The organism is Prevotella denticola (genome assembly GCF_900454835.1).
GTDB lineage: Bacteria > Bacteroidota > Bacteroidia > Bacteroidales > Bacteroidaceae > Prevotella > Prevotella denticola.
Map to the genome: position 1 here is coordinate 1,188,736 of NZ_UGTM01000001.1, position 24,046 is coordinate 1,212,781.

The 24,046-nt window shown below is 51.2% G+C and carries 20 protein-coding genes; 8 read left to right on the top strand and 12 right to left on the bottom strand.

Annotated features, from left to right (window positions below; translation table 11 throughout):
* Positions 1-12: 12 nt before the first annotated feature.
* On the top strand, positions 13-2,067 hold the full coding sequence (gene ligA, locus DYH27_RS05055) for an NAD-dependent DNA ligase LigA (RefSeq protein ID WP_029216395.1): 2,055 nt from the start codon (positions 13-15) through the stop codon (positions 2,065-2,067).
* A 345-nt stretch (positions 2,068-2,412) separates the two neighbouring features.
* Positions 2,413-3,249 carry a DNA-deoxyinosine glycosylase gene (locus DYH27_RS05060; RefSeq protein ID WP_025067400.1) on the top strand — a complete coding sequence of 279 codons (837 nt, stop codon included), beginning with the start codon at positions 2,413-2,415 and terminating at the stop codon, positions 3,247-3,249.
* 446 nt (positions 3,250-3,695) lie between these two features.
* On the opposite strand, the gene DYH27_RS05065 is transcribed toward DYH27_RS05060, so the two are convergent.
* Complete coding sequence (locus tag DYH27_RS05065) at positions 3,696-4,445, bottom strand: nucleoside-specific channel-forming Tsx family protein (protein WP_025067399.1); 750 nt, start codon at positions 4,443-4,445, stop codon at positions 3,696-3,698.
* 97 nt (positions 4,446-4,542) lie between these two features.
* Here DYH27_RS05065 and trmD point away from each other — a divergent pair, with 97 nt between their 5' ends.
* Positions 4,543-5,226 carry a tRNA (guanosine(37)-N1)-methyltransferase TrmD gene (gene trmD, locus DYH27_RS05070; RefSeq protein WP_025067398.1) on the top strand — a complete coding sequence of 228 codons (684 nt, stop codon included), beginning with the start codon at positions 4,543-4,545 and terminating at the stop codon, positions 5,224-5,226.
* A 41-nt stretch (positions 5,227-5,267) separates the two neighbouring features.
* Entirely contained in the window at positions 5,268-5,804 is a 537-nt protein-coding gene (locus DYH27_RS05075; RefSeq protein ID WP_004353379.1) for a DUF805 domain-containing protein, read from the top strand.
* 367 nt (positions 5,805-6,171) lie between these two features.
* Here DYH27_RS05075 and DYH27_RS05080 read toward each other — a convergent pair whose 3' ends face one another.
* Positions 6,172-8,361, bottom strand: coding sequence for a S9 family peptidase (locus DYH27_RS05080; protein WP_029754960.1), 2,190 nt, complete (start codon positions 8,359-8,361; stop codon positions 6,172-6,174).
* A 55-nt stretch (positions 8,362-8,416) separates the two neighbouring features.
* Between DYH27_RS05080 and DYH27_RS05085 the strand changes: the two genes are divergently transcribed.
* Positions 8,417-9,346 carry a TIGR01212 family radical SAM protein gene (locus DYH27_RS05085; RefSeq protein ID WP_029754961.1) on the top strand — a complete coding sequence of 310 codons (930 nt, stop codon included), beginning with the start codon at positions 8,417-8,419 and terminating at the stop codon, positions 9,344-9,346.
* Between the two features lie 184 nt (positions 9,347-9,530).
* A complete protein-coding gene (clpB, locus tag DYH27_RS05090) occupies positions 9,531-12,119 on the top strand; it encodes an ATP-dependent chaperone ClpB (RefSeq protein WP_013671177.1) in 2,589 nt (862 codons plus the stop codon).
* A 140-nt stretch (positions 12,120-12,259) separates the two neighbouring features.
* Here the strand turns inward: clpB and DYH27_RS05095 are convergent, their stop codons facing one another.
* Positions 12,260-13,468 carry an L-serine ammonia-lyase gene (locus DYH27_RS05095; protein ID WP_029216396.1) on the bottom strand — a complete coding sequence of 403 codons (1,209 nt, stop codon included), beginning with the start codon at positions 13,466-13,468 and terminating at the stop codon, positions 12,260-12,262.
* A 191-nt stretch (positions 13,469-13,659) separates the two neighbouring features.
* Between DYH27_RS05095 and DYH27_RS05100 the strand changes: the two genes are divergently transcribed.
* Both DYH27_RS05100 and DYH27_RS05105 read left to right on the top strand, forming a co-directional pair.
* Positions 13,660-13,929 (top strand): hypothetical protein, encoded by a 270-nt coding sequence (locus DYH27_RS05100; protein WP_025067396.1) that lies wholly within the window; start codon positions 13,660-13,662, stop codon positions 13,927-13,929.
* Positions 13,930-13,940: 11 nt separating this feature from the next.
* Positions 13,941-14,882, top strand: a complete 942-nt coding sequence (locus tag DYH27_RS05105) for a cation diffusion facilitator family transporter (protein ID WP_025067395.1) — start codon at positions 13,941-13,943, stop codon at positions 14,880-14,882.
* A gap of 237 nt (positions 14,883-15,119) precedes the next feature.
* Here the strand turns inward: DYH27_RS05105 and DYH27_RS05110 are convergent, their stop codons facing one another.
* The 9 genes from DYH27_RS05110 to nuoH form a co-directional block, all read right to left on the bottom strand.
* Positions 15,120-15,428: an MGMT family protein gene (locus DYH27_RS05110; protein ID WP_004353523.1), complete on the bottom strand. Its 309-nt coding sequence runs from the start codon at positions 15,426-15,428 to the stop codon at positions 15,120-15,122.
* Between the two features lie 95 nt (positions 15,429-15,523).
* Positions 15,524-16,072 (bottom strand): glutathione peroxidase, encoded by a 549-nt coding sequence (locus tag DYH27_RS05115; protein ID WP_025067394.1) that lies wholly within the window; start codon positions 16,070-16,072, stop codon positions 15,524-15,526.
* A gap of 418 nt (positions 16,073-16,490) precedes the next feature.
* Positions 16,491-17,930 (bottom strand): NADH-quinone oxidoreductase subunit N, encoded by a 1,440-nt coding sequence (locus tag DYH27_RS05120; RefSeq protein ID WP_025067393.1) that lies wholly within the window; start codon positions 17,928-17,930, stop codon positions 16,491-16,493.
* 12 nt (positions 17,931-17,942) lie between these two features.
* Complete coding sequence (locus tag DYH27_RS05125) at positions 17,943-19,454, bottom strand: complex I subunit 4 family protein (protein WP_025067392.1); 1,512 nt, start codon at positions 19,452-19,454, stop codon at positions 17,943-17,945.
* A gap of 4 nt (positions 19,455-19,458) precedes the next feature.
* Entirely contained in the window at positions 19,459-21,513 is a 2,055-nt protein-coding gene (locus DYH27_RS05130) for an NADH-quinone oxidoreductase subunit 5 family protein (RefSeq protein ID WP_029216397.1), read from the bottom strand.
* A 13-nt stretch (positions 21,514-21,526) separates the two neighbouring features.
* Entirely contained in the window at positions 21,527-21,835 is a 309-nt protein-coding gene (nuoK, locus tag DYH27_RS05135; protein WP_004353540.1) for an NADH-quinone oxidoreductase subunit NuoK, read from the bottom strand.
* A complete protein-coding gene (locus tag DYH27_RS05140) occupies positions 21,832-22,371 on the bottom strand; it encodes an NADH-quinone oxidoreductase subunit J family protein (protein ID WP_004353527.1) in 540 nt (179 codons plus the stop codon). Before DYH27_RS05140 ends, nuoK begins: the two co-directional genes overlap by 4 nt.
* Before the next feature lie 12 nt (positions 22,372-22,383).
* Positions 22,384-22,920 (bottom strand): 4Fe-4S dicluster domain-containing protein, encoded by a 537-nt coding sequence (locus DYH27_RS05145; protein ID WP_025067391.1) that lies wholly within the window; start codon positions 22,918-22,920, stop codon positions 22,384-22,386.
* A 5-nt stretch (positions 22,921-22,925) separates the two neighbouring features.
* A complete protein-coding gene (gene nuoH, locus DYH27_RS05150; protein WP_004353515.1) occupies positions 22,926-24,023 on the bottom strand; it encodes an NADH-quinone oxidoreductase subunit NuoH in 1,098 nt (365 codons plus the stop codon).
* Between the last annotated feature and the right edge of the window lie 23 nt (positions 24,024-24,046).

Sequence of the window (24,046 nt, forward strand, 5' to 3'; positions counted from 1 at the left end):
CCCCCTAAAACAATGAACAAAGAAATACAATCCCTTGTCAAGCAGCTCAACGCTGCCTCCAATGCTTACTACAACGGCCGTGAAGAACTCATGACCGACTACGAGTGGGACGCTGCCTTCGACCGGCTCAAGAAGCTGGAAGAACAGACCGGCATCGTCCTCCCCGACTCCCCGACACAGAATGTCTCGGCCGACAATGTAGCCGGAAAGAAAGAGAAACATGAGTTTCCGGCCCTGTCTCTGGCAAAGACCAAAAAGGTTGAAGACCTTGCCAGATGGACAGAAGGAAAGCCCATCTGGCTCTCCTGGAAACTGGATGGCCTGACACTTGTCGCCACTTATGACAACGGACGGCTGACAAAAGTCGTCACCCGGGGCAACGGGCACATCGGCACCAACATCACCCATCTTTCCAGAGCCATCGAGGGCATCTTGCAGACCATCCCCTACAGAGGCCATCTCGTCATCCGTGGAGAAGCCGTCATCAGCTACCCCGACTTCGAGAAGTTCAATATGGAGTCGGAGGAAGAGTATGCCAATCCCCGCAACCTCGCATCAGGATCGCTCACGCTGAAAGATATCAACGAGGTCAAGCAACGCCACCTGCACTGGATTCCTTTCACCCTTGTCTATACCGAGGAGGAAATCGGCTCATGGGGCGAACGGATGGCATGGCTTGAACGACAGGGATTCCATCCGGTAGACAGAGAACTCATCTCACGGCCGACGGCCGGGAATATACAAGCCGTCATCGACAGCTGGTCTTCCCGTGTCACCGGACAAGCCCTCAACACCCGTTATCCGGAAGCTGACACCCAACGCTTCCCCTACCCCGTCGATGGTCTCGTCATCACTTATGACGACACGGCCTATGCCGCAACCGGATCGGTCACAGGGCATCATGCCACACGTGCCGGCTACGCCTTCAAATGGCAGGACGAGCGGGCGGAAACGGAACTGGACTACATAGAATGGTCATGTGCCGCATCTACGATTTCGCCGGTCGCCGTTTTCCAGCCTGTCGAACTGGAGGGGACGACCGTCAAGCGTGCCTCGCTCTGCAACATCTCTGAATGCGAACGCCTGGGAATCGGCGGCAAGGGCACAAAAATCGCCGTCATCAAGGCAAACAAAATCATACCGAAGGTTGTCAGTGTCATTGAACGGATGGGCATCTTCCATGTCCCGGAGACCTGTCCGGTATGCCGGTCGGCGACAGAAGTCGTGGAGAGTGAGGCCAGCGGGACACGGACACTGCACTGCACGAACGACCACTGCCCTGCCAAACAGCTCAAGAAGTTCGGTCGTTTCGTTTCCAAGGAGGGGGTGAACATCGACGGACTGTCCGAACAGACTGTCCAGAAGTTCATCAACCTGGGCTGGATTTGTGAGTATGCCGACTTCTTCCATCTCAACGAACATGCTCTGCAGCTGCGTACCATGGACGGTTTCGGAGACAGGAGTGTCAGCAAACTCCTGGCGGCCGTTGAAAAGGCAAGGAGCGTGGAAGCCCGCCGGCTGCTCTTCGCACTCAACATTCCGCTGGTCGGACAGGATGTATGCAACCGTCTGCTTTCAGCCTATCCGCTGAAAGAACTCATCAGGACTGCTACGGAAAGTACTGACGATGATGTGTTTTCAACCATTCCCGGTATCGGACCGGAAAAGAGTGCGAGCTTTGTCCGGTGGATGAAAGACGCAGACAACCAGCCTGTGCTGCAACACTTGCTGGCCGAACTCAACGTCAGGCAAGCCTCGTCCGCGCCGACAGGCAGCGGCTGCCAGGGACTGACATTCGTCATTACGGGCGATGTCCATCATTACAAGAACCGCAATGAGCTGAAAGCCTATATCGAAAGCCAAGGCGGTAAAGTTACCGGTTCGGTTTCCAAGTCTACTGACTTTCTCATTAACAATGATGTAGAAAGCACTTCGGGCAAAAACCAGAAAGCCAAGGCTCTCTCCATCCCCATCATCTCTGAGGAAGATTTCATCGACCGTTTTGCACAGGGTTCCGCCTCCGGCTTACCCGCACAGAGGACAGAAGAAACATTATTCCAAGACTGATAGAATCATTCTTCGGATAACCCCCTCCTCATCCCGAATTCACATACAAAGACAGAGTATCATACTTCTTTGATTCTCAAGCTGTTATATCCAGCGTTTAAAAAGGTGCCTACTTGCACCGCAAGTAAGGCCTAATTGAAGCCCAAGTAGGCCTTACTTGAACAGCAAGTAAGGCCCTTTTGGAATCCAGACTGACTATATCCTAAATTTGAACAGCTTATATGATATTTTTGAATGAGAATCCTCAAAAAAAAATTAAATATAACACTTGCAAATATGGTTTATTCTTCATAAATTTGCGTGTGAAAACATAGGTGACTTTATTCACTACCTAAAATTAATTAAATGACATTACATGAGGCTATTATTTGCGTATTAAAAACTCATAGTACAGCTATGAGCTGTTCTGATATCGCAAAAGAGATATACTCTAAGAAACTATATCTACAAAAGAATGGATCAATGGCCCCGCCAAGGCAGATAAGAGCACGTGTTAAGAAATACCCTCAGTATTTCGTTATAAAAGATGCAAAAATACATCTAAGCAAATCAAGTGAACTCACGAAAAAGCTACAAGAAAAGAAGACATTCAACTTACACCAACTCTCTTTTCTGCCTCATTTACATGGAGAGGACGGAGTAAAAAAGAAATCAATTACACAAGTAGTCTCTCCTGATTTCAAAAAGGGGTTCATGCCTTGGATAGACAAGAATACCAAAGTACTTATCTTAGGAACTATGCCTGGAGATATTTCGACAGAACAACTGTCATACTATCTAAATCCAAGCAATACTTTCTGGAAAATTATGAATAGGCTTTTCAATTCTACCGACCATTTTGAGAAAAGTAGGGATTTCCTAAGTTCAATTGGTATAGGTCTGTGGGATGTATATAAAGAAGGTATTAGAAAAGGTAGTCTTGATTCAGGTTTTTCTATCCATCCAGTACCTAATGACATCAAAGGGTTCATTAAAAAACATAAATCTATAAAATACATTGTCTTTAATGGAAAGGAAGCCCATGATGCGTTCTTGAAAGAAATAGGTGATGTCAATGTATCCTGTATAGTGATGCCTTCTACGTCATCGACCAATACCCATATGACTTTTGATGAAAAGTTTGATGCCTGGACTCAACTAAAGAAAATACTAAAACAAGTAAAGCATAATTCAACACCATAAGCTTTTAGACCTTCTTCCATCATCAAAAATCATCCCAATTACTTGAGCCTCCAACCTCCTGTTTCCTGTTTGAATGATGTCCAAAATCATTCGTAGGAATCCCCTTCTATACGCATGGAATCAGAGGATGTCAGGTTCTTTTATCTGTAAGATAATTCAATAGAAGAATTAAAGCGAGTATGTTAAAATACAAATTAACGACTTGACAAGTTTTAATTTGTAAGTAACGTACTCTCAAAAGAAAAGAGCATTTCTTTACTCAAACACGAGTTTTGAAATGGTCTTTTCTCATTGGATTGTTTTAAAATGTAAGGTTTTCAGAAGGGCATTTACATTTTGACACACCCTCGATAAATTGTATATCTTGCGGACAGACGAGGGCATCTATCCCCTACTTGGCTATGTGACACGCTTTTTTTAGAAGACTTATTTTCCAAAGGGATTTCTCAGAACGTCCACTTGGCCGCCACCGTTGGGATGGCATAGAAGCGGTTGTGCTCGCCGCGGTCGTTCCAGACGAAGTTGTTGCTGATTTCCACCTCAGAACCCAGAGAGAGGTTCACGTTCTTCATGCCTTTCAGCGTGTTGAGGTTGAACCAGAACTGCGGTTCAGATACCATGATCAGCTTGCCGTTCACGTCCGGATCGTACCAGACATCACAGAACCCGCTGAAGGTACAGAGGCCATGCGCAAAGGTTGTTCCCCACACCTCCGTCAGCTGGAAGCTATTGTAAGGATGCGCACCCGTGTGCCCGTTCTTGAAATAATACTTATACATCAGCTGCACGCTGAACGTCTTTGAGAAGTCTTTTGAAGCCCAGTTCCATGCGCCGCCCAGAAGCATGGAGTGCTGGTAGCGGTTACCGTAGTAGCCCCCGGGAGTCTCGCCGGAACCTACGCCGCCGTTGTATTCCACGTGGGCAGCCCACTGCTTGTTCTTCGTCAGGTTGAACTCACGGGCAATCTCCCAGTAAGCGCCGATCGTACCGTCGTTCTTGTAGTCAATGTCGGTGAACATGAAGGTGGAACCCCATGTGTCAGGCTTGAACATCTCAACCGTCGTCGTCACCGTCGTACGCGATGAGAGGTCGTTGTAGAGATTGTGACCAAGGTCGTAATGAAGCTGTAAATTCTGTGCCTGCGCACCACTAAAAGCTGCTACCAAAAGGATAGCGAGGGAAAAGAATCTTTTCATATCGTTTTTAAATAATGATTGGAAAACTGCTGCAAAGTTACAAAAAAACCTTAAACTATCCTTGTTATAGCAAAAGAATCGTTAACTTTGTAGCTGTATGAGAATAGACATCATCACCGTATTGCCGGAGATGCTGGAAGGGTTTGTCCACGAGAGCATCCTTGCCAGGGCAGAGAAGAAGGGACTGGCAGAGATCCGCCTGCACAATCTCCGTGACTATACGAAGGACAAATGGCGGCGTGTAGACGACTATCCGTTCGGCGGACAGGCGGGCATGGTCATGCAAATCGAACCTATTGACAACTGCATCGCCGCCTTGAAGGAAGAACGAGACTATGACGAAGTCATCTTCACGTCACCCGACGGTGAGCCGTTCAGCCAGCGTATCGCCAACGACCTCTCCATGGGAGGAAACTTCATCATTCTTGCGGGGCATTACAAAGGTATTGATCAGCGCGTACGCGACCACCTCATCACACGGGAGATTTCCGTCGGCGACTTCGTCCTGACAGGCGGTGAACTGCCGGCAGCCATCATTGCCGACGCCGTTGTCCGGCTTGTCCCGGGTGTTATCAGCGACGAACAGAGCGCACTTTCCGACTGCTTCATGGACGATATGCTCTCCGCCCCCATCTATACCCGCCCCCGCAGCTACAAGGGGTGGGAGGTGCCGGAAATCCTGCTCAGCGGGAACGAGGCGAAAATCAGACAATGGGAATTCGACCAGGCAATGGAGCGTACCCGGCGGCTGCGTCCCGACCTGCTGAGAGAGAATAAGTAAGAAGATTCTTTATTTATCAACTTCTAATACATTAACTATTTATGTCACAAATGAAAGAATTACCACAGGTCGGCTTCTCTGAAGCCGCACAGAACTTTTTCAAGAAGTGTTTCCAGTTCAAGGGACGCATCCGCCGTTCAGAGTATTGGTGGGGTGCGCTGACTGTCGCCATCGCTTCGGCCGTCCTCTCACTCATTCCGTTTGTCGGATGGGTCGCACTCATTTTCCTTGCCATAGGCGGAATATCCATGCTGTTCCGCCGTCTGCACGACACAGGCCGCAGCGGCTGGTGGTGGGGCTGCCAGACAATTATCGGACTGGTTGCAGGCGCACTCTTCTTCTCCGCCATCGATTTCCATGCTTATATGATGGCGGCTCAGTCTCAGGATGCAACTGAGATGATGAGGGTTCTCTCTGCCGGCATGACAGGCGGTGCGGGTATCTTCGCCTTGCTGCTTTATCTGGTCAATGGAGCACTGGGTATTGTCATCTTCGTCTTCACGCTCCTCGACAGCAAGCCGGAGGCCAACAAGTACGGGGAATCACCCAAGTATGTTGTAGAACAGACCGAAGAGTAGGAAGGTCGCTTGTCTGGAAACAAGACTTCTATCTTTCCAGATAGACCCTTTCTGAATCAAAACACAGGGGCGTACGAATTCGTGCGCCCCTGTGTTTTGATGTTGTCTCTGATTTTCAGCGACTCTGTCCTTGACATTTCCCGGGGACAGTCCAGCTAAAACAGCCGTACACTGCCGACAGACGTACGGATGAACCGCAGACGGGCAGACTATACAGATAACAGAGGTGCCAGACAAGACCGATGACAATAAAAAAACAGAGACAGACAACCTCGTCTGCCCCTGTTGATCATCTATCCGATACATCCTCCTCTACTATCTGTGTGAAATCCCCTGGGTCTTCACAATGATATATTGCAGAGCTGCTTTACAAGTTTTCCATGAACCATTCTGCCACCTGTCTCAACAGGTGGTTGCGGGTATTGCCGCCGTAGATAGAGTGGTTACGATTGGTGTAACAGTTCTCCTTGAAATCCTTGTCGGCCTGAACCAGTGCCTCAGAATATTCAAAGGTGTTCTGCGGATGAACATTGTCATCGGCCATACCATGGCAGATCAGCAGTCTGCCGTGCAGCTTCCCGGCACGGTTGATGGGATTGACGGCGTAACCGGAAGTATTCTCCTGTGGTGTACGCATATACCGTTCCGTATAGACGGAATCGTAGAACCGCCAGTCGGTCGGCGGTGCAATGGCTACGCCCGCCTTGAACACATCACGTCCCTCGCTCATGCTCATCAGGGTATTGAAACCGCCGAAGCTCCAGCCCCAGATACCGATACGTGCCGCATCGACATACGGCTGTCTGCCCAGCCACAGGGCCGCCTCCACCTGGTCCTTCGACTCCAGATCGCCGAGCTTCAGATAAGTACACTTTTCAAACTCTGCTCCCCTCGCACCTGTGCCGCGGCCGTCCACCGTCACTACGATGTAGCCTTTCTGTGCCAGGTAATAATCGAACATACCGCCGTTGCCCATCGAACCGACACCCCAGCTGTCAACCACCTGCTGGCTGCCCGGCCCGCTGTACTGGTGCATGATGACCGGATACTTCTTCTTTGCATCAAATCCGGCGGGTTTCACCATCCATCCGTTGAGCTTCACTCCCTCCGATGTCGTAAATGTAAAGAACTCGACACCGCCGTTGCCATACTTCGCAAGTTTCGTCTGCAGTTCGTCATTGTTCAGCACTTCGCGTACCTCCTTGCCCTTGTTGTCATAGATAGCATAGACGTAAGGATGGTTACGGTCGCTCCATGTATTGAGGAAGTATCTGTAATCACCGGAGAACGCAGCGGCATTCCAGCCTGCATGGGCAGAAAGGCAAGTCAGCCTGCCGGACTTGTCGGCGACATAGACCTCCCGCTGCATCGGCTTGCGGGCAGCTGCCTGGAAGTAGGTGTTGCCGGTCTTATCATCATATCCATAGATTTCCGTCACGTCATAGTTGCCCTTGTCTATCTGGCGCAGGAGCTTCCCTTCTTTGCTGTATAGATAAAGGTGCATATAGCCGTCACGGTCGGAAGGCAGCAGAATGTAATCCTTCATGATTCTGATGCCTTCCATCGCTTCTTCCTTCACATACTTGGGCACACGCTCTCTGATCAGCAGCCGGCACGCTCCTGTCTTGGGATTGGCAGCATAGAGATTCAGTTCGTCCTGGTGCCGATTCATCGTATAGAGAATGATCCTGTCTGCATCAGCAGTCGTCTTGATGCGGGGGATATAACCATCCGCTGCCAAAGGCAGGTCATACTTGCGCACACTGCCGTCACCTAATGAATACGCCCATGCGCTTACCTGTGAATTGTCCTCGCCGGCTTTCGGATATTTGTAGCTGTATTCTCCAGGATAAGTCTCATACTTATTGAATGCAGGATGCGAGCCTTTGAAAAGCTGTAGGGAATAGGTCTTCACCTTGCTTTCATCGTACCTGATCCAGCTCAACGTCCTGCTGTCAGCACTCCATGCAAGTGCGTTGTTAAAGCCGAACTCCTCCTCGTTCACCCAGTCGGGCAGACCGTTGATGACCTTGTTGAACGCACCGTCGGTGGTGACCTGTCTGACATTCTCGCCATCCGTGATGTAGATGTTGTTCTTATGGACGTATGCAATCTGCCGCCCGTCAGGCGAAAAAACAGGTATCTGTTCTGCCCCGTCTTTTGAAAGTTTCTTCAGTTGTTTCGTCTTCACTTCATAGAGATAGAAGTCTGCCGTAAATGAACGGCGATAGATGCGGTTGGTATTCGTCTGCAACAGCAGCCGGCATCCATCGGCCGAAATCTGATAGTCATCAAAAACCTTGAGCAGCCCTTCCTTGACATCGGAAAGGTCGAAGATGACACCGGTCGGTTTACCTGTTCTGAAGGAATACTTCACCACCTGCCGGCCGTCGGCCGACACCTGTGCATATTCCGAAGTACCTTTCAGAGGATTGACACCCGAGATACGTTTCGCCCAGAATACGCCACTGGTGATGTCTTTCAATGAAATCGGCTCTCCTGCCATCAGCTGGAGAGCTGTCAGCATAGCAGCACACATAAGGATTGTTCTTTTCATAAATTCAAGTTTTAACATCGCAAAAGTATAAAATAATCCGTAAATTTGCAAAAGAATGGAACAATATTATCGTGACTTCGGGAACTGGCTCCGCACCCAGTTTCCTTTCAGAGTACAGAAAATATCGGTCAATGCTGGCTTCACCTGTCCGAACCGGGATGGGAGAACAGGGTACGGCGGCTGCATCTACTGCAACAACCAGACCTTCAATCCGACCTACTGCGACAACGGAAAGAGCATTACACAGCAGCTTGAAGTCGGCAAGCGGTTCTTCTCCAGGAAATACCCGGACATGAAATACCTTGCTTATTTCCAAGCCTATACCAACACCTACGGAAGCAACAACCGCCTCAAAGCCCTCTACGAGGAAGCACTTGCCGTGGAGGATGTCGTCGGACTCGTCATCGGCACACGGCCCGACTGCATCAACGACACCCTCTTAGACTATTTTGAAGAACTCAACCGCCGCACATTCCTCATCGTTGAATATGGCGTGGAAACCTGCAACGACAGCACACTGCGCCTCATCAACCGTGGACACGACTTCGCCTGTGCTCGCCAGGCTATAGAAAAGACCGCCCGCCGCGGCATCCGTACCGGTGCGCATATCATCCTCGGTCTGCCTGGTGAAGATGCAGAAGAGAGTCTCCGGCAGGCGCCAATCATTTCTTCTCTCCCACTGACGACACTGAAAATCCATCAATTGCAGATCATCCGGGGTACCCGCCTTGCGAAAATGTATGCTGACCATCCCTTTCATCTTTACACCGTTGAGGAATATATCCGGCTCATTGCCGCCTACATCCGTCTGCTCCGTCCCGACCTCATACTCGAACGCTTCGTCAGCCAGAGCCCTGCCGACCTGCTCATTGCGCCCAGATGGGGGCTGAAGAACTATGAATTTACCCACCGCCTGCACAATTATCTGAAAGGTATGCGGACAACACATGAATACGGACAATGTATAAAGGAAGAACGAACATAGACCGAATAACGGAAGAACAGACGAAGCCATCAACGACTATGACATTCTGTCTCTTTCATCTGACACGATGTCACACAAAGGCCAAAGGCACAGGATTTGAGTGACAGACAATATAAAAAAAAACGAATACACTTCGATGCCTATAACCATAAGGCTGAAGAAGATATAGAAAGGAGACTGAAGAATGACATTTGAGAAATTTACAATTAAAGCACAGGAGGCTGTCCAGAGTGCGGTGAACACCGCACAGCGCAACGGGCAGCAGACCATCGAGCCGCTACACCTGCTTGCCGGCGTGATGGACAAGGGAAAAGATGTGACGAACTACGTCTTCCAGAAGCTGGGTGTGAACGCACAGACCGTAGAGAATGCCGTCCAGAGCGAAATGAGCCATCTGCCGAAAGTATCGGGCGGTGAGCCTTATTTCTCCTCTGAAGCCAATCAGGTGATGCAGCGCACGTTGGACATCTCGCAGAAGATGGGCGACGAGTTCGTCAGTATCGAGCCGATGCTGCTGGCACTGCTGGCGGTCAACTCAACGGCAAGCCGGATTCTGAAAGATGCCGGATGTGCAGAGAAAGAGATGACAGCAGCCATCAACGACCTGCGACAGGGACAGAAGGTACAGACGCAGAGCGGTGACGAGAACTACCAGTCGCTGCAGAAATTTGCCCGCAACCTTGTCGAGGATGCCCGTGCAGGAAAGCTCGATCCGGTAATCGGCCGTGACGAGGAAATCCGCCGTGTACTGCAGATACTGTCCCGCCGTACGAAGAACAACCCGATTCTCATCGGTGAACCGGGCACAGGAAAGACGGCTATCGTCGAGGGACTTGCCGAAAGAATTGTCCGTGGCGATGTACCGGAAAACCTGAAGGACAAGCAGCTCTACTCGCTGGATATGGGGGCGATGCTCGCCGGAGCAAAATACAAAGGTGAGTTTGAGGAGCGGCTGAAGAGCGTCATCAAGGAGGTGACGAAAGCCGAAGGCAACATCATCCTCTTCATTGATGAAATCCACACGCTGGTCGGTGCAGGCGGCGGCGAGGGTGCCATGGATGCCGCCAACATCCTGAAGCCGGCTCTAGCACGTGGCGAACTGAGGGCCATCGGTGCGACAACATTGAACGAGTACCAGAAATACTTCGAGAAGGACAAGGCCCTGGAGCGTCGTTTCCAAACTGTCATGGTAGATGAGCCGGACGAGCTGGATGCCATCTCCATCCTTCGTGGACTGAAAGAACGCTACGAGAACCACCACAAGGTACGTATCCAGGACGATGCCTGCATTGCGGCCGTGAAGCTCTCAGAACGTTATATCTCCGACCGTTTCCTGCCCGACAAGGCCATCGACCTGATGGACGAGGCAGCTGCCAAGCTGCGCATGGAGCGCGATTCCGTACCCGAGGAACTGGACGAGATAACCCGCCGGCTGAAACAGCTCGAGATTGAGCGTGAGGCCATCAAGCGGGAAGACGACAGCGAGAAGATCGCACAGCTCGACAAGGAGATTGCCGAACTCAGGGAACAGGAGCATAGCTTCCGTGCAAAATGGGAAGGCGAACGTGCCCTGGTGAACAAGATTCAGCAGGACAAGCAGGAGATGGAGAACCTCAAGTATGAGGCCGACCGTGCTGAGCGTGAGGGCAACTACGAGCGTGTCGCTGAGATCCGCTACTCGAGGCTGAAGCAGCTGGAAGACGACATCAAGAACATCCAGCAGCAGCTGCAGGCCACGCAGGGCGGACAGGCCATGGTGCGTGAGGAGGTTACCGAGGACGACATCGCCGAGGTGGTAAGCCGCTGGACAGGCATTCCTGTCACGAAGATGCTGCAGAGCGAAAAGGACAAGCTGCTCCATCTGGAGGACGAACTCCACAAGCGTGTCATCGGACAGGACGAGGCCATCACGGCCGTGGCAGATGCCGTGCGCCGTTCACGTGCCGGCCTGCAGGATCCGAAGAAACCTATTGCATCGTTCATCTTCCTCGGAACAACGGGTACAGGTAAGACCGAACTGGCAAAGGCATTAGCTGACTATCTTTTCAACGACGAGTCGATGATGACCCGGATTGACATGAGCGAGTATCAGGAGAAATTCAGCGTCACACGACTTATCGGTGCGCCTCCGGGGTACGTAGGTTACGATGAAGGAGGCCAGCTGACCGAGGCCGTACGCCGCAAACCTTACTCAGTCGTACTCTTCGACGAGATAGAAAAGGCGCATCCCGACGTGTTCAACATCCTCTTGCAGGTACTGGACGACGGACGACTGACGGACAACAAGGGGCGGACGGTGAACTTCAAGAACACGATTATCATCATGACGTCCAATCTGGGGTCGCAGTATATCCAGCAGCAATTCGAGAATCTCACCGATTCCAACCGTGAGGAAGTCATCGAAAAGGCGAGGACTGCCGTAATGGAAATGTTGAAGAAGACCATCCGTCCGGAGTTCCTCAACCGTATCGACGAGACCATCATGTTCCTGCCGTTGACAAAGGAGCAGATCGGAGGTGTCGTACGGCTGCAGCTGGAGCGTGTGAAGGCTATGCTCGAACCACAAGGCATCAACCTCCAGTGGACCGACCCTGCCATCAGCTATCTGGCCGGGGTAGGCTACGATCCGGAGTTCGGCGCACGTCCCGTCAAGCGGGCTATCCAGCGGTATGTGCTGAACGACCTCAGCAAGTCTCTGCTTTCAGGCAGTGTCAACCGTGACAAGCCGGTCATCATCGACTGCTTCGGTGAGGGACTGACCTTCAGGAACTAAGCATTCACAGCATCCTCTTCCCAAGGTGGGAGAGGTGCCGAAAACAGAGAACAGATCCATATAGTAAAATCAAACAAGACAAAGCGGGAGAAGTCCGGAATGGACTTCTCCCGCTTTGTCTATATGGGGTGGGACGTTTTCTAATACTTATAATCCTTTGCCAGTCCGCCTGCACTCGTCTCTTTGTACAGTGACGGAATGTCGTGCCCGGTCTGCTTCATCACCTCCACTACCCGATCAAACGATACGCGGTGGTGTCCGTCGCTGAACGAGGCATACAGCTGTGCGTCCAGCGCGCGGCAGGCAGCAAAAGCATTGCGCTCTATACAGGGAATCTGCACCAGACCGCAGACGGGGTCGCAGGTCATGCCCAGATGGTGTTCAAGTCCCATCTCCGCAGCATACTCAATCTGTGAGGGCGTACCGCCGAACAACTGGCAGGAGGCGGCCGATGCCATGGCACAGGCCACACCGACCTCGCCCTGACAGCCTACCTCTGCACCGGAAATCGACGCATTGTACTTCACGACATTGCCGAAGAGACCAGCCGTCGCCAGGGCATGCAATATTTTCGTCTCGGAAAACTCGTGTCCTTTCGCCAGATGATAGAGTACTGCCGGCACAACCCCGCAGGCCCCGCAGGTGGGAGCTGTGACGATTGTCCCGCCCGAAGCATTCTCTTCGCTGACAGCCAATGCGTATGCGTAAACCATCCCACGGCTCTGCAGGGACGGCTTGTAACCGCGTGCCCTTATGTAGTAAGTAGGGGCTTTGCGTGCGAGGTTCAACGGTCCGGGCAATGCACCCTCACTGTCAAGACCACGCTCGACAGCCGCCTGCATGGCATGCCACACCTCACGCAGATAATCCCAGAAATCACCGGTCTCGCATTGCTTCACATATTCCCAGTAGCCCCGTCCATGATGTTCGCACCAGGACTGGATGTCCTTGAGCGTGTGCAGGTCGTATACAGAATCCTGATGGAAACAGTCGCCTGTAGCCTTCCCCTCCGACAGAGCACCGCCGCCGATGCTGTAGACCGTCCATTCGTCTTCTATTTTCTGATGGCTATCATACGCACGGAACACCATGCCGTTGGGATGATAAGGCAGGAACACCTCCGGTTCCCATTTGATTTCCACCGGGGCTACCGCCTTCAACACGTCGATGACGGCCTTGTCCGTCATGTGTCCCCTGCCCGTAGCAGCCAGACTTCCATACAGTGTCACCTCGAAACGCACTGCCTCCGGATGGCGGCCGGCGAAGATGACGGCGGCCCGCTGCGGTCCCATCGTATGGCTGCTCGACGGTCCTTTTCCGATTCTGAATATTTCTCTCAGTGATTCCATACTGGTTTACCCTTCAATACCTCTTTTACTCTTTTTATTCTATTGTGCTGCAAAATTACGAAAAAAAACCGCAACGATACAGCATACGACACATAAATTATCAGGCAGACATTTAAGGGGAAACCTTTCACCGTCGCAACTTTTTCAGTAACTTTGCAGCCATCATTTCATATCTACCAACAGTGAAAACAATGGAAAAAGAAGACCATATCAACCGTGCGCTGGTTTTCATGGAAAACCTCGAGAAGCTAGGCGAACAGTTACGCAACGCCCAGCAGCAGCTGGTATTGACGATGGAGCACATGCTGGCAATGGAACAGAACCACCAGACGGACACGGATGAGTACCGTGAGCAGGAGAGGCACTGCAGAAATCTTCATGCAATAGTCGACAAGTGGCAGCCGGTCTATGAGGAGAAGATAGAGATGCTGAAAGAAATCAAAAGAGCAGCCGGGAAATAAACAGACAATATATGGAGAAAGAGAAGAAGAAAGACAAGGGCGGCATGATGAGTGTCATTGCCGCCTTGGGAGCCAACGTACTGGTGGCCATATCGAAGTTCGTGGGATTTGCGGTCTCGGGGTCGGCCGCCATGCTGAACGAATCGATCCACAGCATCGTGGACTGCGGCAATGAGATACTCCTGCTGGTGGGCAATCGGCAGGCAGAAGCGAAAATTAGCGAACGGCATCCGTTCGGACAGGCACGTGCCAAGTACTTCTACAGCATGGTCGTAGCCATGATGCTCTTCTTTGCCGGCGGTGCGCTGGGCATCATGGAAGCGGCACAGAAACTGTTCCACCCGGAACACAGCGTGGAGAACACATGGCTGGTCATGGCGATTCTCCTCCTCGGACTGATGGTGGAAAGTGCCAGCCTGCACGTCGCTTTCAAAGAAATAAAGGAGCTGAACAGAGACCGACTGCCGCTCTACCGGTTTCTGCGGGAGAGCCGTCACAGCGAAATTCTCATCATCTTTGCCGAAGACAGCTGCGCCGTCGTTGGTCTGCTGATAGCTCTGGCCGGCACGCTCCTGAGCCATTTCACAGGCAATCCGTTCTACGATGCACTGTCGGGTGTGCTGATCGGCGTACTGCTCTGCACCGCAGCCCTCTTCCTCGCACGTGAATTCTACAGTCTGCTCATCGGCGAGAGCGTTACAGAGAAAGATCTGACACGCATCAAGACCTCGTTCAACCGACCGGAAATCAGCCGGCTCATCAACATCAAGACCATCCATCTCAGTCCTACGGACATCCTCGTCACGACAAAGATTGACGTGAAGGACGAGTACAAAGCCTGGACCCCGGAACTGATCAATGACATCGAACGGCATATACGTGCGGCTTTCCCGGCCTACAACATTTACATTTATATTGAGACGGATAAATACCGGGAAGATTACAAACGGTGAAGAGGATGGGGCTGTGCCAAAAGTTCATAGGACAGTCAAAGCAGGGACAGACACCCCCGCCTCTGTCTGCAAACAGCTCCTCCGTAATGCAGTCCGACAAAACTCAAGCGACATGATTTGACCGTCAACACCACTGGTGTTTACCGCCAACACGATAGGTGACAGGCATCGGCACATCTGCAGGAAAGGCCTGTCCAATCCTGTCACTGTCATATACTGTAAAATGGCAATGGACACTTATTCAAGTTTCCATTGCCATTTCTTCATGTCGACACATCCGTTCGGACGGAAGGTGATGCCCTCCGCTTCCAACAGCCGGCGTTGCTCCTGCCAGCCGGGAACCGTGCGTCCGGCGCTGTTGACGACCCTGTGACAGGGCAGTCCGTCGCTCTCCGCCGCCCCATGCAGCACGCTTCCAACCAGACGGCAATGAGTGGGATGACCCGTAAGCCAGGCCACCTGACCGTAGCTAAGTACCCTCCCACGAGGGATAGATGCCACAATGCTATATACGTCCTTGCGGAACGAAGCGATGTCTACTGCCATCAGAAATTCAAAGGAGGCTGACGGAAGGTTGTTACCTTATTATTCTCAAATCCTTACAGGGACGGCACAGAGGCCGTCTGTAAGGACGTATATGTTCAGAGTTCAGCCTCAACAGCCTTCCGCACTTCCTTGAGGTCGACTGTCGGCTCGAAGCGGGCTACCACCTCGCCGTTGCGGTTGACGAGAAACTTAGTGAAGTTCCACTGGATGTCGTTCTGCTTGCGGAGTTCCGTGTTCGCCTTGTTGTACAGGTCCTCCATCACGGCCGCCAGTTTAGCCTCATAAGCACCGCCGGCATATCCCTTCTGGCTCTTCAACCACGCATAGAGCGGGAGTTCGTCGGCACCGTTCACATTGCTCTTCTTGAACTGCGGGAAGTCTGCTCCGAACTTCATCGTGCAGAACTCACGGATTTCTTCATCCGTACCGGGAGCCTGATGGCCGAACTGATCGCAGGGAATGTCAAGGATTTCCAGCCCCTTGTCCTTCAGGCTGTGGTACATAGCCTCCAGGTCTTCATACTGCGGAGTGAAGCCGCAGCCGGTTGCCGTATTGACGATGAGCAGCACCTTCCCCTTGTATGTTCCGAGACTTACCTCGTTGCCTTTCTTGTCTTTCAGATTGAAATCGTAAACTGTTGCCATAATTCTTTTCTTTATTTAATTCTAATATTGTTTTCTTATCATCTAAATATCAAACAGAACTGTTCCTATACCGAACCCACGGCCAGTTGCAGAGCATCAACGCCCTGACTGCTGCAAACATTTCTATATAGTAATCTTTCCAACTTCCGTTTGACGATGCAAAGATAAAACAAAGTCATTACACCGCTAACGATCACGGTCAGATTTAACATCATTTCATAACAAATCCCTATTTCCTCATCGATGTTAATCCAACTTAACAGTTAGGCTATTACCAGCAACTGCTACAACCAATTCTTCCAACTTGTACCACCTGCCCATCACATTTTGGATAGTTTTTTAGGCAGAAAAGAAAACGCCCAGGAATCCGATGAGACTCTGGACGTTATGATATTGCAAAAATAAAAGGATGCGGACACTAAGCTGCGGTTGCAATCCACTCATATACGAAACTGCATACACCGAAGAGGAGGATGCCTGCCATACAGACGGCCAAAGCGAACTTTGTGTTGCAGTCACTCCTGAAGGCCGGCAACGGATTGTCGGTGCGGACAATGTACATCGCCTTGACTATCTTGAGATAGTAGTAGAGTGAAACGACCGTATTGACCAGCGCAATGAAGACAACGGCGTATGCCCATGCGCCCATCGTCGTGTTGATGTCGGCGCCGTTGACACCCGACATGAACACGAAGAACTTGGAGAACATTCCTGCAAACGGAGGGATGCCACCGAGCGAGAACATGGCCAGGGTCATCAGGAAGCTCAAGCGAGGGTTGGTCCGGTAGAAGCCGTTATAGTCGCTGATATTGGTCTTGCCGCCATTGTTCTGCTCTACGACACTGATAATCGTGAAGACTGCCATGTTGGCAACCACGTAAATCAAGACATAGTAACTCAAGGCAGTAACCGAGTTCTCCCAGTCGTTGCCGATGGCAGCCAGCATGATGTAGCCCGCCTGTGAAATGGAGCTGAATGCCATGAAGCGTTTCAATTCACCCTGCCGTACTGCAAAGAGGTTTGCAATGGTGATGGAAAGCACCACGACGATCATCAGCAGCACGTGCCAGTAGACCATGATACCGCCGAAGACATGGAAGAGAATACTCAGCAGCGTAAAGGCTGCAGCTCCCTTGGAAATGACGCTCAGATAGCCGGTAACAGTTGTCGGCGCACCCTGATAGGTATCAGCCGTCCAGAAGTGGAACGGCACGAGGGAGATCTTGAAGCCGAGACCGCTGAAGAAGAAGACAAGTCCCATGATAGTCAGCGGAGTTGCCTGCATCTTTGCAGCAACGTCTGCAAAGTAGAGTGTACCGAACTCACCGTACAGAAAGCTGATGCCATAAATCATCACGCCACTTGAAAAGGTGGCCGTCAGGATGAACTTGGCAGCAGCCTCGGCAGAGTCCTTACGGTACATATCGAAGGCTACGGCACATGCCAAAGGTACGGAAGCCATCTCGAGTCCGAGGAAGAACATCAGGAAGTTTCCGGCACTCATCATGGCGAACATACCCAGAAGCGTCGAGACAATGAGCATATAGAACTCTGCTTCCTTCCCGCTCTTCGCTACCCATACACGGCTCTGCAGGACAACGATGAAAGTACCCATGGAAAGAATGGCCTTCATGACATTGACAGCGGAAGACGTAACGTACATACCGCCGAATGCCGTCTGTGCCTCCATCGGAAGCAGGCATACGAACGTGTTGAGCAGAAGGAGCACAGAAGCCAGCGGATTGAACCACCTGCGCTCTTCAGTCTTTGCCGTTGCGAAGTCGGCAACGAACAAAACAATCAGGACAGCAACGAGACTTGCCTCCGGAATCATCTTAAAGAAATCACTATAATTCATTTCGCCAGTTTGTTAAAGATTACCCAGTGTTGGTACATATGCGATGATATGGTCGAAGATAGGATGAACGGCATCGATGATCATGTTCTCGAAGAAGAGCGGGCAAAGCCCCAGCCCGGCAACACAGAATATCAATGCACCGACCGCAAAGCGTTCGTCCCATGTGGCATCGTGCAGCTCATAGAACTTCTTGTTAGGTATCGCCTGGAAGAGAATCTTTCCGACAACACGGAGGATGTAAACTGCCGTGATGACGATGGCCGTACAGGAAATGATGGTTGCCACACGATGGAACATACCGGCATTCTCGAACGAACCTACGAAGATGGTCATCTCGGCAACGAAACCGGAGAAGCCCGGCAGACCGAGGTTGGCAAGGCCGGCAACAACGTATGATACGGCGAGGAATGGGATGACTTTCATCAGGCCGCCGAGGTAACGGACATCACGTGTCCCTGCACGGTGGTAGATCATACCGATGCAGGCGAAGAACAAGGCAGTCATCAGACCGTGAGAAAGCATCTGCAGGATGGCTCCCGTGATAGCGGTCTGAGTCATCATCAACAATGCGAAGAGCACCATGCCGCAATGGGACACTGAAGAGTAGGCATTGATGTATTTCAGGTCAGTCTGTACACAGGCTGACAGGGCACCATAGACGACGGAGATAGTCGTCAGCACGAGGAATACCGGTGCCCATGTCTGCAAAGCATCCGGCATCAGGAACATCGCAATACGCAGACAGCCATAGCCGCCGAGCTTCATCAGTACGCCCGCATGGAGCATGGAGACTGCCGTCGGGGCAGAAGCATGACCGTCGGGAGACCATGTGTGGAACGGGAACAGTGCGCCGAGCACACCGAAGCCGATGAATACAAAGGGAAAGAAGATGTTCTGTGCGTTCTTGGGCATGGCATGCATACGTGCCAGCTCAGTGACATCCATTGTGGTGGCACCGCTGAAATAGTAGATGCCGAGAATACCGAGTATCAAAAGGGCTGATCCGCCCATCAGCATCAGGGTAAGCTTCATGGCAGAATACTCCTTCGGTCCTGTACCCCATACACCGATGAGGAGGTACATCGGAATAAGTGCCACCTCGTAGAACATGAACATCGTGAACATATCCGTAGAAATGAAGAAGCCAAAGACACCTGAAGCCAGAAGCACGAACCAGAGGAAATATTCTTTCTTCATCGGTTCGAGCTGCCAGCTGGCAAAAGTACCCGTGAAGACGATGACGGCAGAAAGCAGAATCATCACGACGGAAATACCGTCCACACCTACCGAGAAGGCGATGTTCAACGGTTTGAACCACATTACGGAATTCGCCAACAGCATCGCATCATGATTACCTGCGTTGCGCTGCTGAACGAAATAGACAGTCAGCCAGATTGCACCTACCAGAAGTGCCGTAGAGCCGGCTACCATCACGCCGCGTACCTGATTATCGTTCTTGGCAACCCACAGGCCGCAGAGCATCAGGACGGGGATAATTACAAATATAGTTAATATCCAACTCATTTTTTTAAATCAAGCAAAGTAATACTAATGTTAATGCTACTGTACCGGTGATGAACCATACAGCATACTGGCGGACATCACCACTCTGCCAGGAGCGGATGGATTCACCAGCCTCCTGTGTACCCCAGGCCATGAAGTTGAATGTGCCATCAATAACATGACGGTCGAACCATGCAATGGGGATAGAGAAGCAACGGAACACAATCTTGTGTGTGAAGAACTGCCAGGCATCATCGATATAGAATCTGTTGAGGGCTGCCTTGTGCAGACGCGGGAATGTACGCTGCAAAGCATCAGCAACAGGCTGCTGCTTGCCTGCATACATCCAGGTGGCAAGCGCAATGCCGATGACGGCTGCAATGATACTGGTCGTGGCAATGCTCCAGTCGATGTGGATGTCGTAGTTCAAACCGTTGGCACTTACAAAATGACCGAATGGAATCCAGCCTGCACAGACGGAGATGGCTGCGAGGAACACCAGCGGCCCCCACATAACGAAAGGAACTTCCTGTGGACGGCGACGGTTCTCTGGGTCCTGCTCATAGTAAGACTCGCCCCAGAAGATAACATAGTAAAGACGGAACATATAGAATGCTGTCATACCGGCCACGATGGTCATGATCCATTTCAACGCCTGACCTTCAACACCCGGCAGCGCATTGCAGGCGGAGATGATCTCATCCTTCGAAAAGAAGCCTGCAAAAGGAGGAATACCGGCGATTGCCAGACAGCCAATCAGGAAGCAGATGTTGGTAATCGGCATGTACTTGTGCAGTCCGCCCATATACTCCTTGAAGTTGCTGCCGATGATGACAATGATTGCACCAGAGCAGAGGAAGAGCAGTGCCTTGAACATGGCATGGGTGAAGAGGTGGAACATGGCAGCCATATAACCGAGGCCGCCATGATGGAGATACTCGGCACTGTTGAACGAACCGTTCCTGCTGTCATAGAAGCAGACACCGAGCGCAACAAGCATATAGGCAATCTGCGAGATCGTAGAGAAGGCCAGACCTCGCTTGATGTCACGCTGTGTACAGGCTACAGCTGCTGCATAGAAGGCTGTGAACGCTGCAATCCACGCAATCCAGTGAAGCTGTTCCTGCGCACCGAACTGTACGTAGATCGGAAGTAGAGAAGCAACCTGGAACACACCGGCAACGACCATGGTGGCCGCATGAATCAAGGCAGACACCGGCGTCGGACCCTCCATGGCATCCGGCAGCCAGATGTGCAGCGGGAACATGGCCGACTTACCGGCACCGCCGATGAACATCAGGAAAAGTGCCGTCGGCAGTACCCAGGCAAGTGCCGGGTTAGCAGCCAATGCCGTTAGCTTGCCGACAAGACCGGGATTGACATTGAGGTCGTAGTTGAATGTTCCTACATAGAAGCTAAAGAACAGGATACCAATCAGGAAGAACAGGTCAGCGAAACGTGTGACGATAAAAGCCTTCTTGCTGGCATGTACTGCTGCGTGCTTCGGGTAATAGAACCCGATCAGCAGATAAGAGCATACACCCACCAGCTCCCAGAACAAATACATCTGGAAGATATTGGTAGCCACCACGAGTCCGAGCATGGACATCGTAAAGAGCGACAGGTAAGCATAGAAACGCTGGAAACCGTGCTCATACTCCTCAAACTTATAGTTCTCGTCACGTTCAGCCATATAACCGAACGAATAGATGTGAACCATGAAACTGACAGTAGTAATGACGATCAGCATCATCACACTGATAGGCGAAAGGCGCAAACCAATATTAAAGGTCAACAGATCTGTAAACTTCAACCAGGTGAGGTTGAAAGTCGTAACAGTCGGGTACACACCACTTGCCAGACGGCCGTCAGTCACGTTGAAAGTCTCGCCCATGGCAGTGTACTCGCCCGTATAGAAGAAATAGCGGTAAGCCGTGTAGAGACTGAGAACAAACAGCGTGCTCACCACGCAGGCACCGATGATGCCGGCCACCTTGCGAGGCATCTTCATTCCGAACAATCCAAGCACAATAGCACTCAGGAACGGGAGAAGAAGTATCAAAAATGCGTAATCAAACATATTTGTTTTCTCTTTATAATTTCATATTTTCAATACTGTTCACCTGATCGCTGTGGAAATGACGGTAAACATTGATGATGATTGCGAGTGCAACAGCCGACTCGGCCGCGCTTACACCGATGGAGAAGAGCGTGAAGAACATTCCCTCATACCCATCAGGAAAGAGCAGGCGGTTGAATGCTGCGAAATTGATATCCACGCTGTTGAGGATTAACTCTACGGAGATAAGCATTGCAACAAGGTTGCGACGGGTCACGAACCCGAAGACTCCGATGAAGAACAACAGTCCGCTAAGGACAAAGAAATATCCTACTGGTATCATTTGCTTTCCTCCTTTTTCTTATTGTTCAAAATAACGAGACCGCCGATAATGCAGGCCAGAAGGAATACGGAAATGAACTCGAACGGGAGCACATAACCGTATTTGTCGGCACTCATCAGCGTCTGACCGACAACATCCATGGAAATTTCCTTGGACAGTGCGTCGCCGTTCACGACCGTACTACGGATGAGTTCGTTCTTCAGAAGAACGACGGTTACCGTCCCCAGACCTGCCAGGGCAATGGCAGCTGCAAGGAATGTACGTTTGCCCAGCCAACGCTCGGAGAGTCCCTGCAGGGTACGCTTGCTTACCAGCTGGATTGCAAAGATGTACATCATGGTGATGCCGCCGGCATAAATGCTGATCTGGACGGCACCCAGAAAAGTATAATCAAGCAGGAAATAGAGACCCGCAACGCCGAAGAGGACAAACAGCAATGCTGTAGCAGCCCGCATGATACGCTTCGTCGACACGCAGAATACGGCGGAAGCCAGTATTACAACGGCGAGAACCGCAAACATAATTAATCTTGCCATATCTCTGATCCTTTATTTCTTTTTAGTATTGAATGTCCCGACCTTCCAGTCGGCACCGCCGTCGATGACCTCGGGCAGAGAGCCACCCTTGTAGACTTCCTTGTCAAGATGGAGAACCAGCTTGGAGCGGTCGAAGACAGCATTCTCGAAATCGTTTGTAAACTCAATTGCATCGAAGTTACAGGCATTGACGCACAGCTCACAGAACATACAGTCGCCCAAGTCGTACTGATAATCCAGGAGCTGTTTCTTCTTTCTGCCTGTTTCCAGATTGGTAACCATCTCCGATGCTATCTTGATAGTACCGTTCGGACAGGCCTTCTCACACATGGTACAGGAAGTACACTTGTAATTTCCTTCTTCGTCACGCTTGAAGACCAGCCGGCCGCGGTGACGCTTGGCTACATGAAGGGTTGTCTTGCGGTTCTCAGGATACTGCTCGGTAGACTTCGGTGTGAAGTATTCCTTCATGGTCACCTTCATACCCGTAGCAAGCGTCTTGAGCGCACTCCCGACCTCACCAAAATATGATTGTTTCTTATCTTCCATTCTCTTTAACCGTTAATAGTGAATGTCCAGCCAAATGCAACACATACGGTCATCAACACGAGGATGACCAGTGACAGCGGCATGAGATACTTCCACTCCAATTTCAGAATCTGATCGACACGAAGACGTGGGAAAGTCCACTTGATCCACATCAGCAGGAATACCACTACGAAAGTCTTGCCGAGGAACCAGACGATACCCGGAATATAGTTCATAACAGCATCGAAGCTGTCCAGACCGATATTCAATGGAGCCCAGCCGCCTAAAAACACGGTCGCGGCGATACCTGACACGACAAACAGATTAAGGTACTCTGCCAGGTAATAGAAGCCGAATCCCATGCCGCTATACTCCGTATGGTAACCGGCTGTCAGCTCACTCTCAGCCTCGGCCAGGTCGAACGGACCACGGTTCGCCTCGGCGTTACCGGCGATGCAGAACACAAGGAATGCCAATATGGCGGGAATATGTCCCTGTACAATCAGCCACTGCCACGGTCCCGTCTGTGTCTCGACAATGCCGGACACCTGCATCGTACCCGTCAGGATCACTGCCGAAATAAGGCAGAGTCCCAGTGACAGTTCGTAAGAAATCATCTGTACCGCACCACGCATGGCCGAAAGAACAGAATACTTGTTGTTACTGCCCCAGCCCGCAAGGAAGATACCCAGCACACCGATGGAACTGATGGCCGTCACGAGGAAGATGCCCACGTTGAAATCCAGGATATGCGCTCCGTTGTTCCAAGGCAGGAAAGAGAACGTACCGACAGAGGCGATGATGACCAGGAAGGGCGCAAGATAATAAAGCAGCTTGTCAGCCTTATCAACGGCAAAAATCTCCTTGATCAGCATCTTCAGCACGTCGGCAAAGACCTGCAGGGTCCCCCACCAACCTACTCTGACAGGACCGATACGGCACTGGAAGTAAGCACAGACCTTACGCTCCATGAAGATAAGTACGATGGCAAGCAGAGCATAAGCAAGGAGAATCGCCAGTCCCACCACGACGCACTCAATCAGAACAGTCCAGAAATTGCCCAGCCCACACGTGATGCGGAGCAATTCATCGAACCATGTTGTTACTATTCTAAAATCGAACATAGTATGATTTTAATTCTTAATTG

Excerpts from the sequence above, each read along its gene's own strand:
- DYH27_RS05075 (WP_004353379.1), top strand. The coding sequence starts at position 5,268 with ATGTCACAAATGAAAGAATTACCACAGGTCGGCTTCTCTGAAGCCGCA.
- DYH27_RS05140 (WP_004353527.1), bottom strand. The coding sequence starts at position 22,371 with ATGGCAAGATTAATTATGTTTGCGGTTCTCGCCGTTGTAATACTGGCT.
- DYH27_RS05060 (WP_025067400.1), top strand. The coding sequence starts at position 2,413 with ATGACATTACATGAGGCTATTATTTGCGTATTAAAAACTCATAGTACA.
- trmD (WP_025067398.1), top strand. The coding sequence starts at position 4,543 with ATGAGAATAGACATCATCACCGTATTGCCGGAGATGCTGGAAGGGTTT.
- DYH27_RS05065 (WP_025067399.1), bottom strand. The coding sequence starts at position 4,445 with ATGAAAAGATTCTTTTCCCTCGCTATCCTTTTGGTAGCAGCTTTTAGT.
- DYH27_RS05080 (WP_029754960.1), bottom strand. The coding sequence starts at position 8,361 with ATGAAAAGAACAATCCTTATGTGTGCTGCTATGCTGACAGCTCTCCAG.
- DYH27_RS05125 (WP_025067392.1), bottom strand. The coding sequence starts at position 19,454 with ATGAGTTGGATATTAACTATATTTGTAATTATCCCCGTCCTGATGCTC.
- nuoK (WP_004353540.1), bottom strand. The coding sequence starts at position 21,835 with ATGATACCAGTAGGATATTTCTTTGTCCTTAGCGGACTGTTGTTCTTC.
- DYH27_RS05105 (WP_025067395.1), top strand. The coding sequence starts at position 13,941 with ATGGAGAAAGAGAAGAAGAAAGACAAGGGCGGCATGATGAGTGTCATT.
- DYH27_RS05100 (WP_025067396.1), top strand. The coding sequence starts at position 13,660 with ATGGAAAAAGAAGACCATATCAACCGTGCGCTGGTTTTCATGGAAAAC.
- DYH27_RS05120 (WP_025067393.1), bottom strand. The coding sequence starts at position 17,930 with ATGAATTATAGTGATTTCTTTAAGATGATTCCGGAGGCAAGTCTCGTT.
- nuoH (WP_004353515.1), bottom strand. The coding sequence starts at position 24,023 with ATGTTCGATTTTAGAATAGTAACAACATGGTTCGATGAATTGCTCCGC.
- DYH27_RS05095 (WP_029216396.1), bottom strand. The coding sequence starts at position 13,468 with ATGGAATCACTGAGAGAAATATTCAGAATCGGAAAAGGACCGTCGAGC.
- DYH27_RS05115 (WP_025067394.1), bottom strand. The coding sequence starts at position 16,072 with ATGGCAACAGTTTACGATTTCAATCTGAAAGACAAGAAAGGCAACGAG.
- DYH27_RS05110 (WP_004353523.1), bottom strand. The coding sequence starts at position 15,428 with ATGGCAGTAGACATCGCTTCGTTCCGCAAGGACGTATATAGCATTGTG.
- DYH27_RS05085 (WP_029754961.1), top strand. The coding sequence starts at position 8,417 with ATGGAACAATATTATCGTGACTTCGGGAACTGGCTCCGCACCCAGTTT.
- DYH27_RS05145 (WP_025067391.1), bottom strand. The coding sequence starts at position 22,920 with ATGGAAGATAAGAAACAATCATATTTTGGTGAGGTCGGGAGTGCGCTC.
- clpB (WP_013671177.1), top strand. The coding sequence starts at position 9,531 with ATGACATTTGAGAAATTTACAATTAAAGCACAGGAGGCTGTCCAGAGT.
- DYH27_RS05130 (WP_029216397.1), bottom strand. The coding sequence starts at position 21,513 with ATGTTTGATTACGCATTTTTGATACTTCTTCTCCCGTTCCTGAGTGCT.
- ligA (WP_029216395.1), top strand. The coding sequence starts at position 13 with ATGAACAAAGAAATACAATCCCTTGTCAAGCAGCTCAACGCTGCCTCC.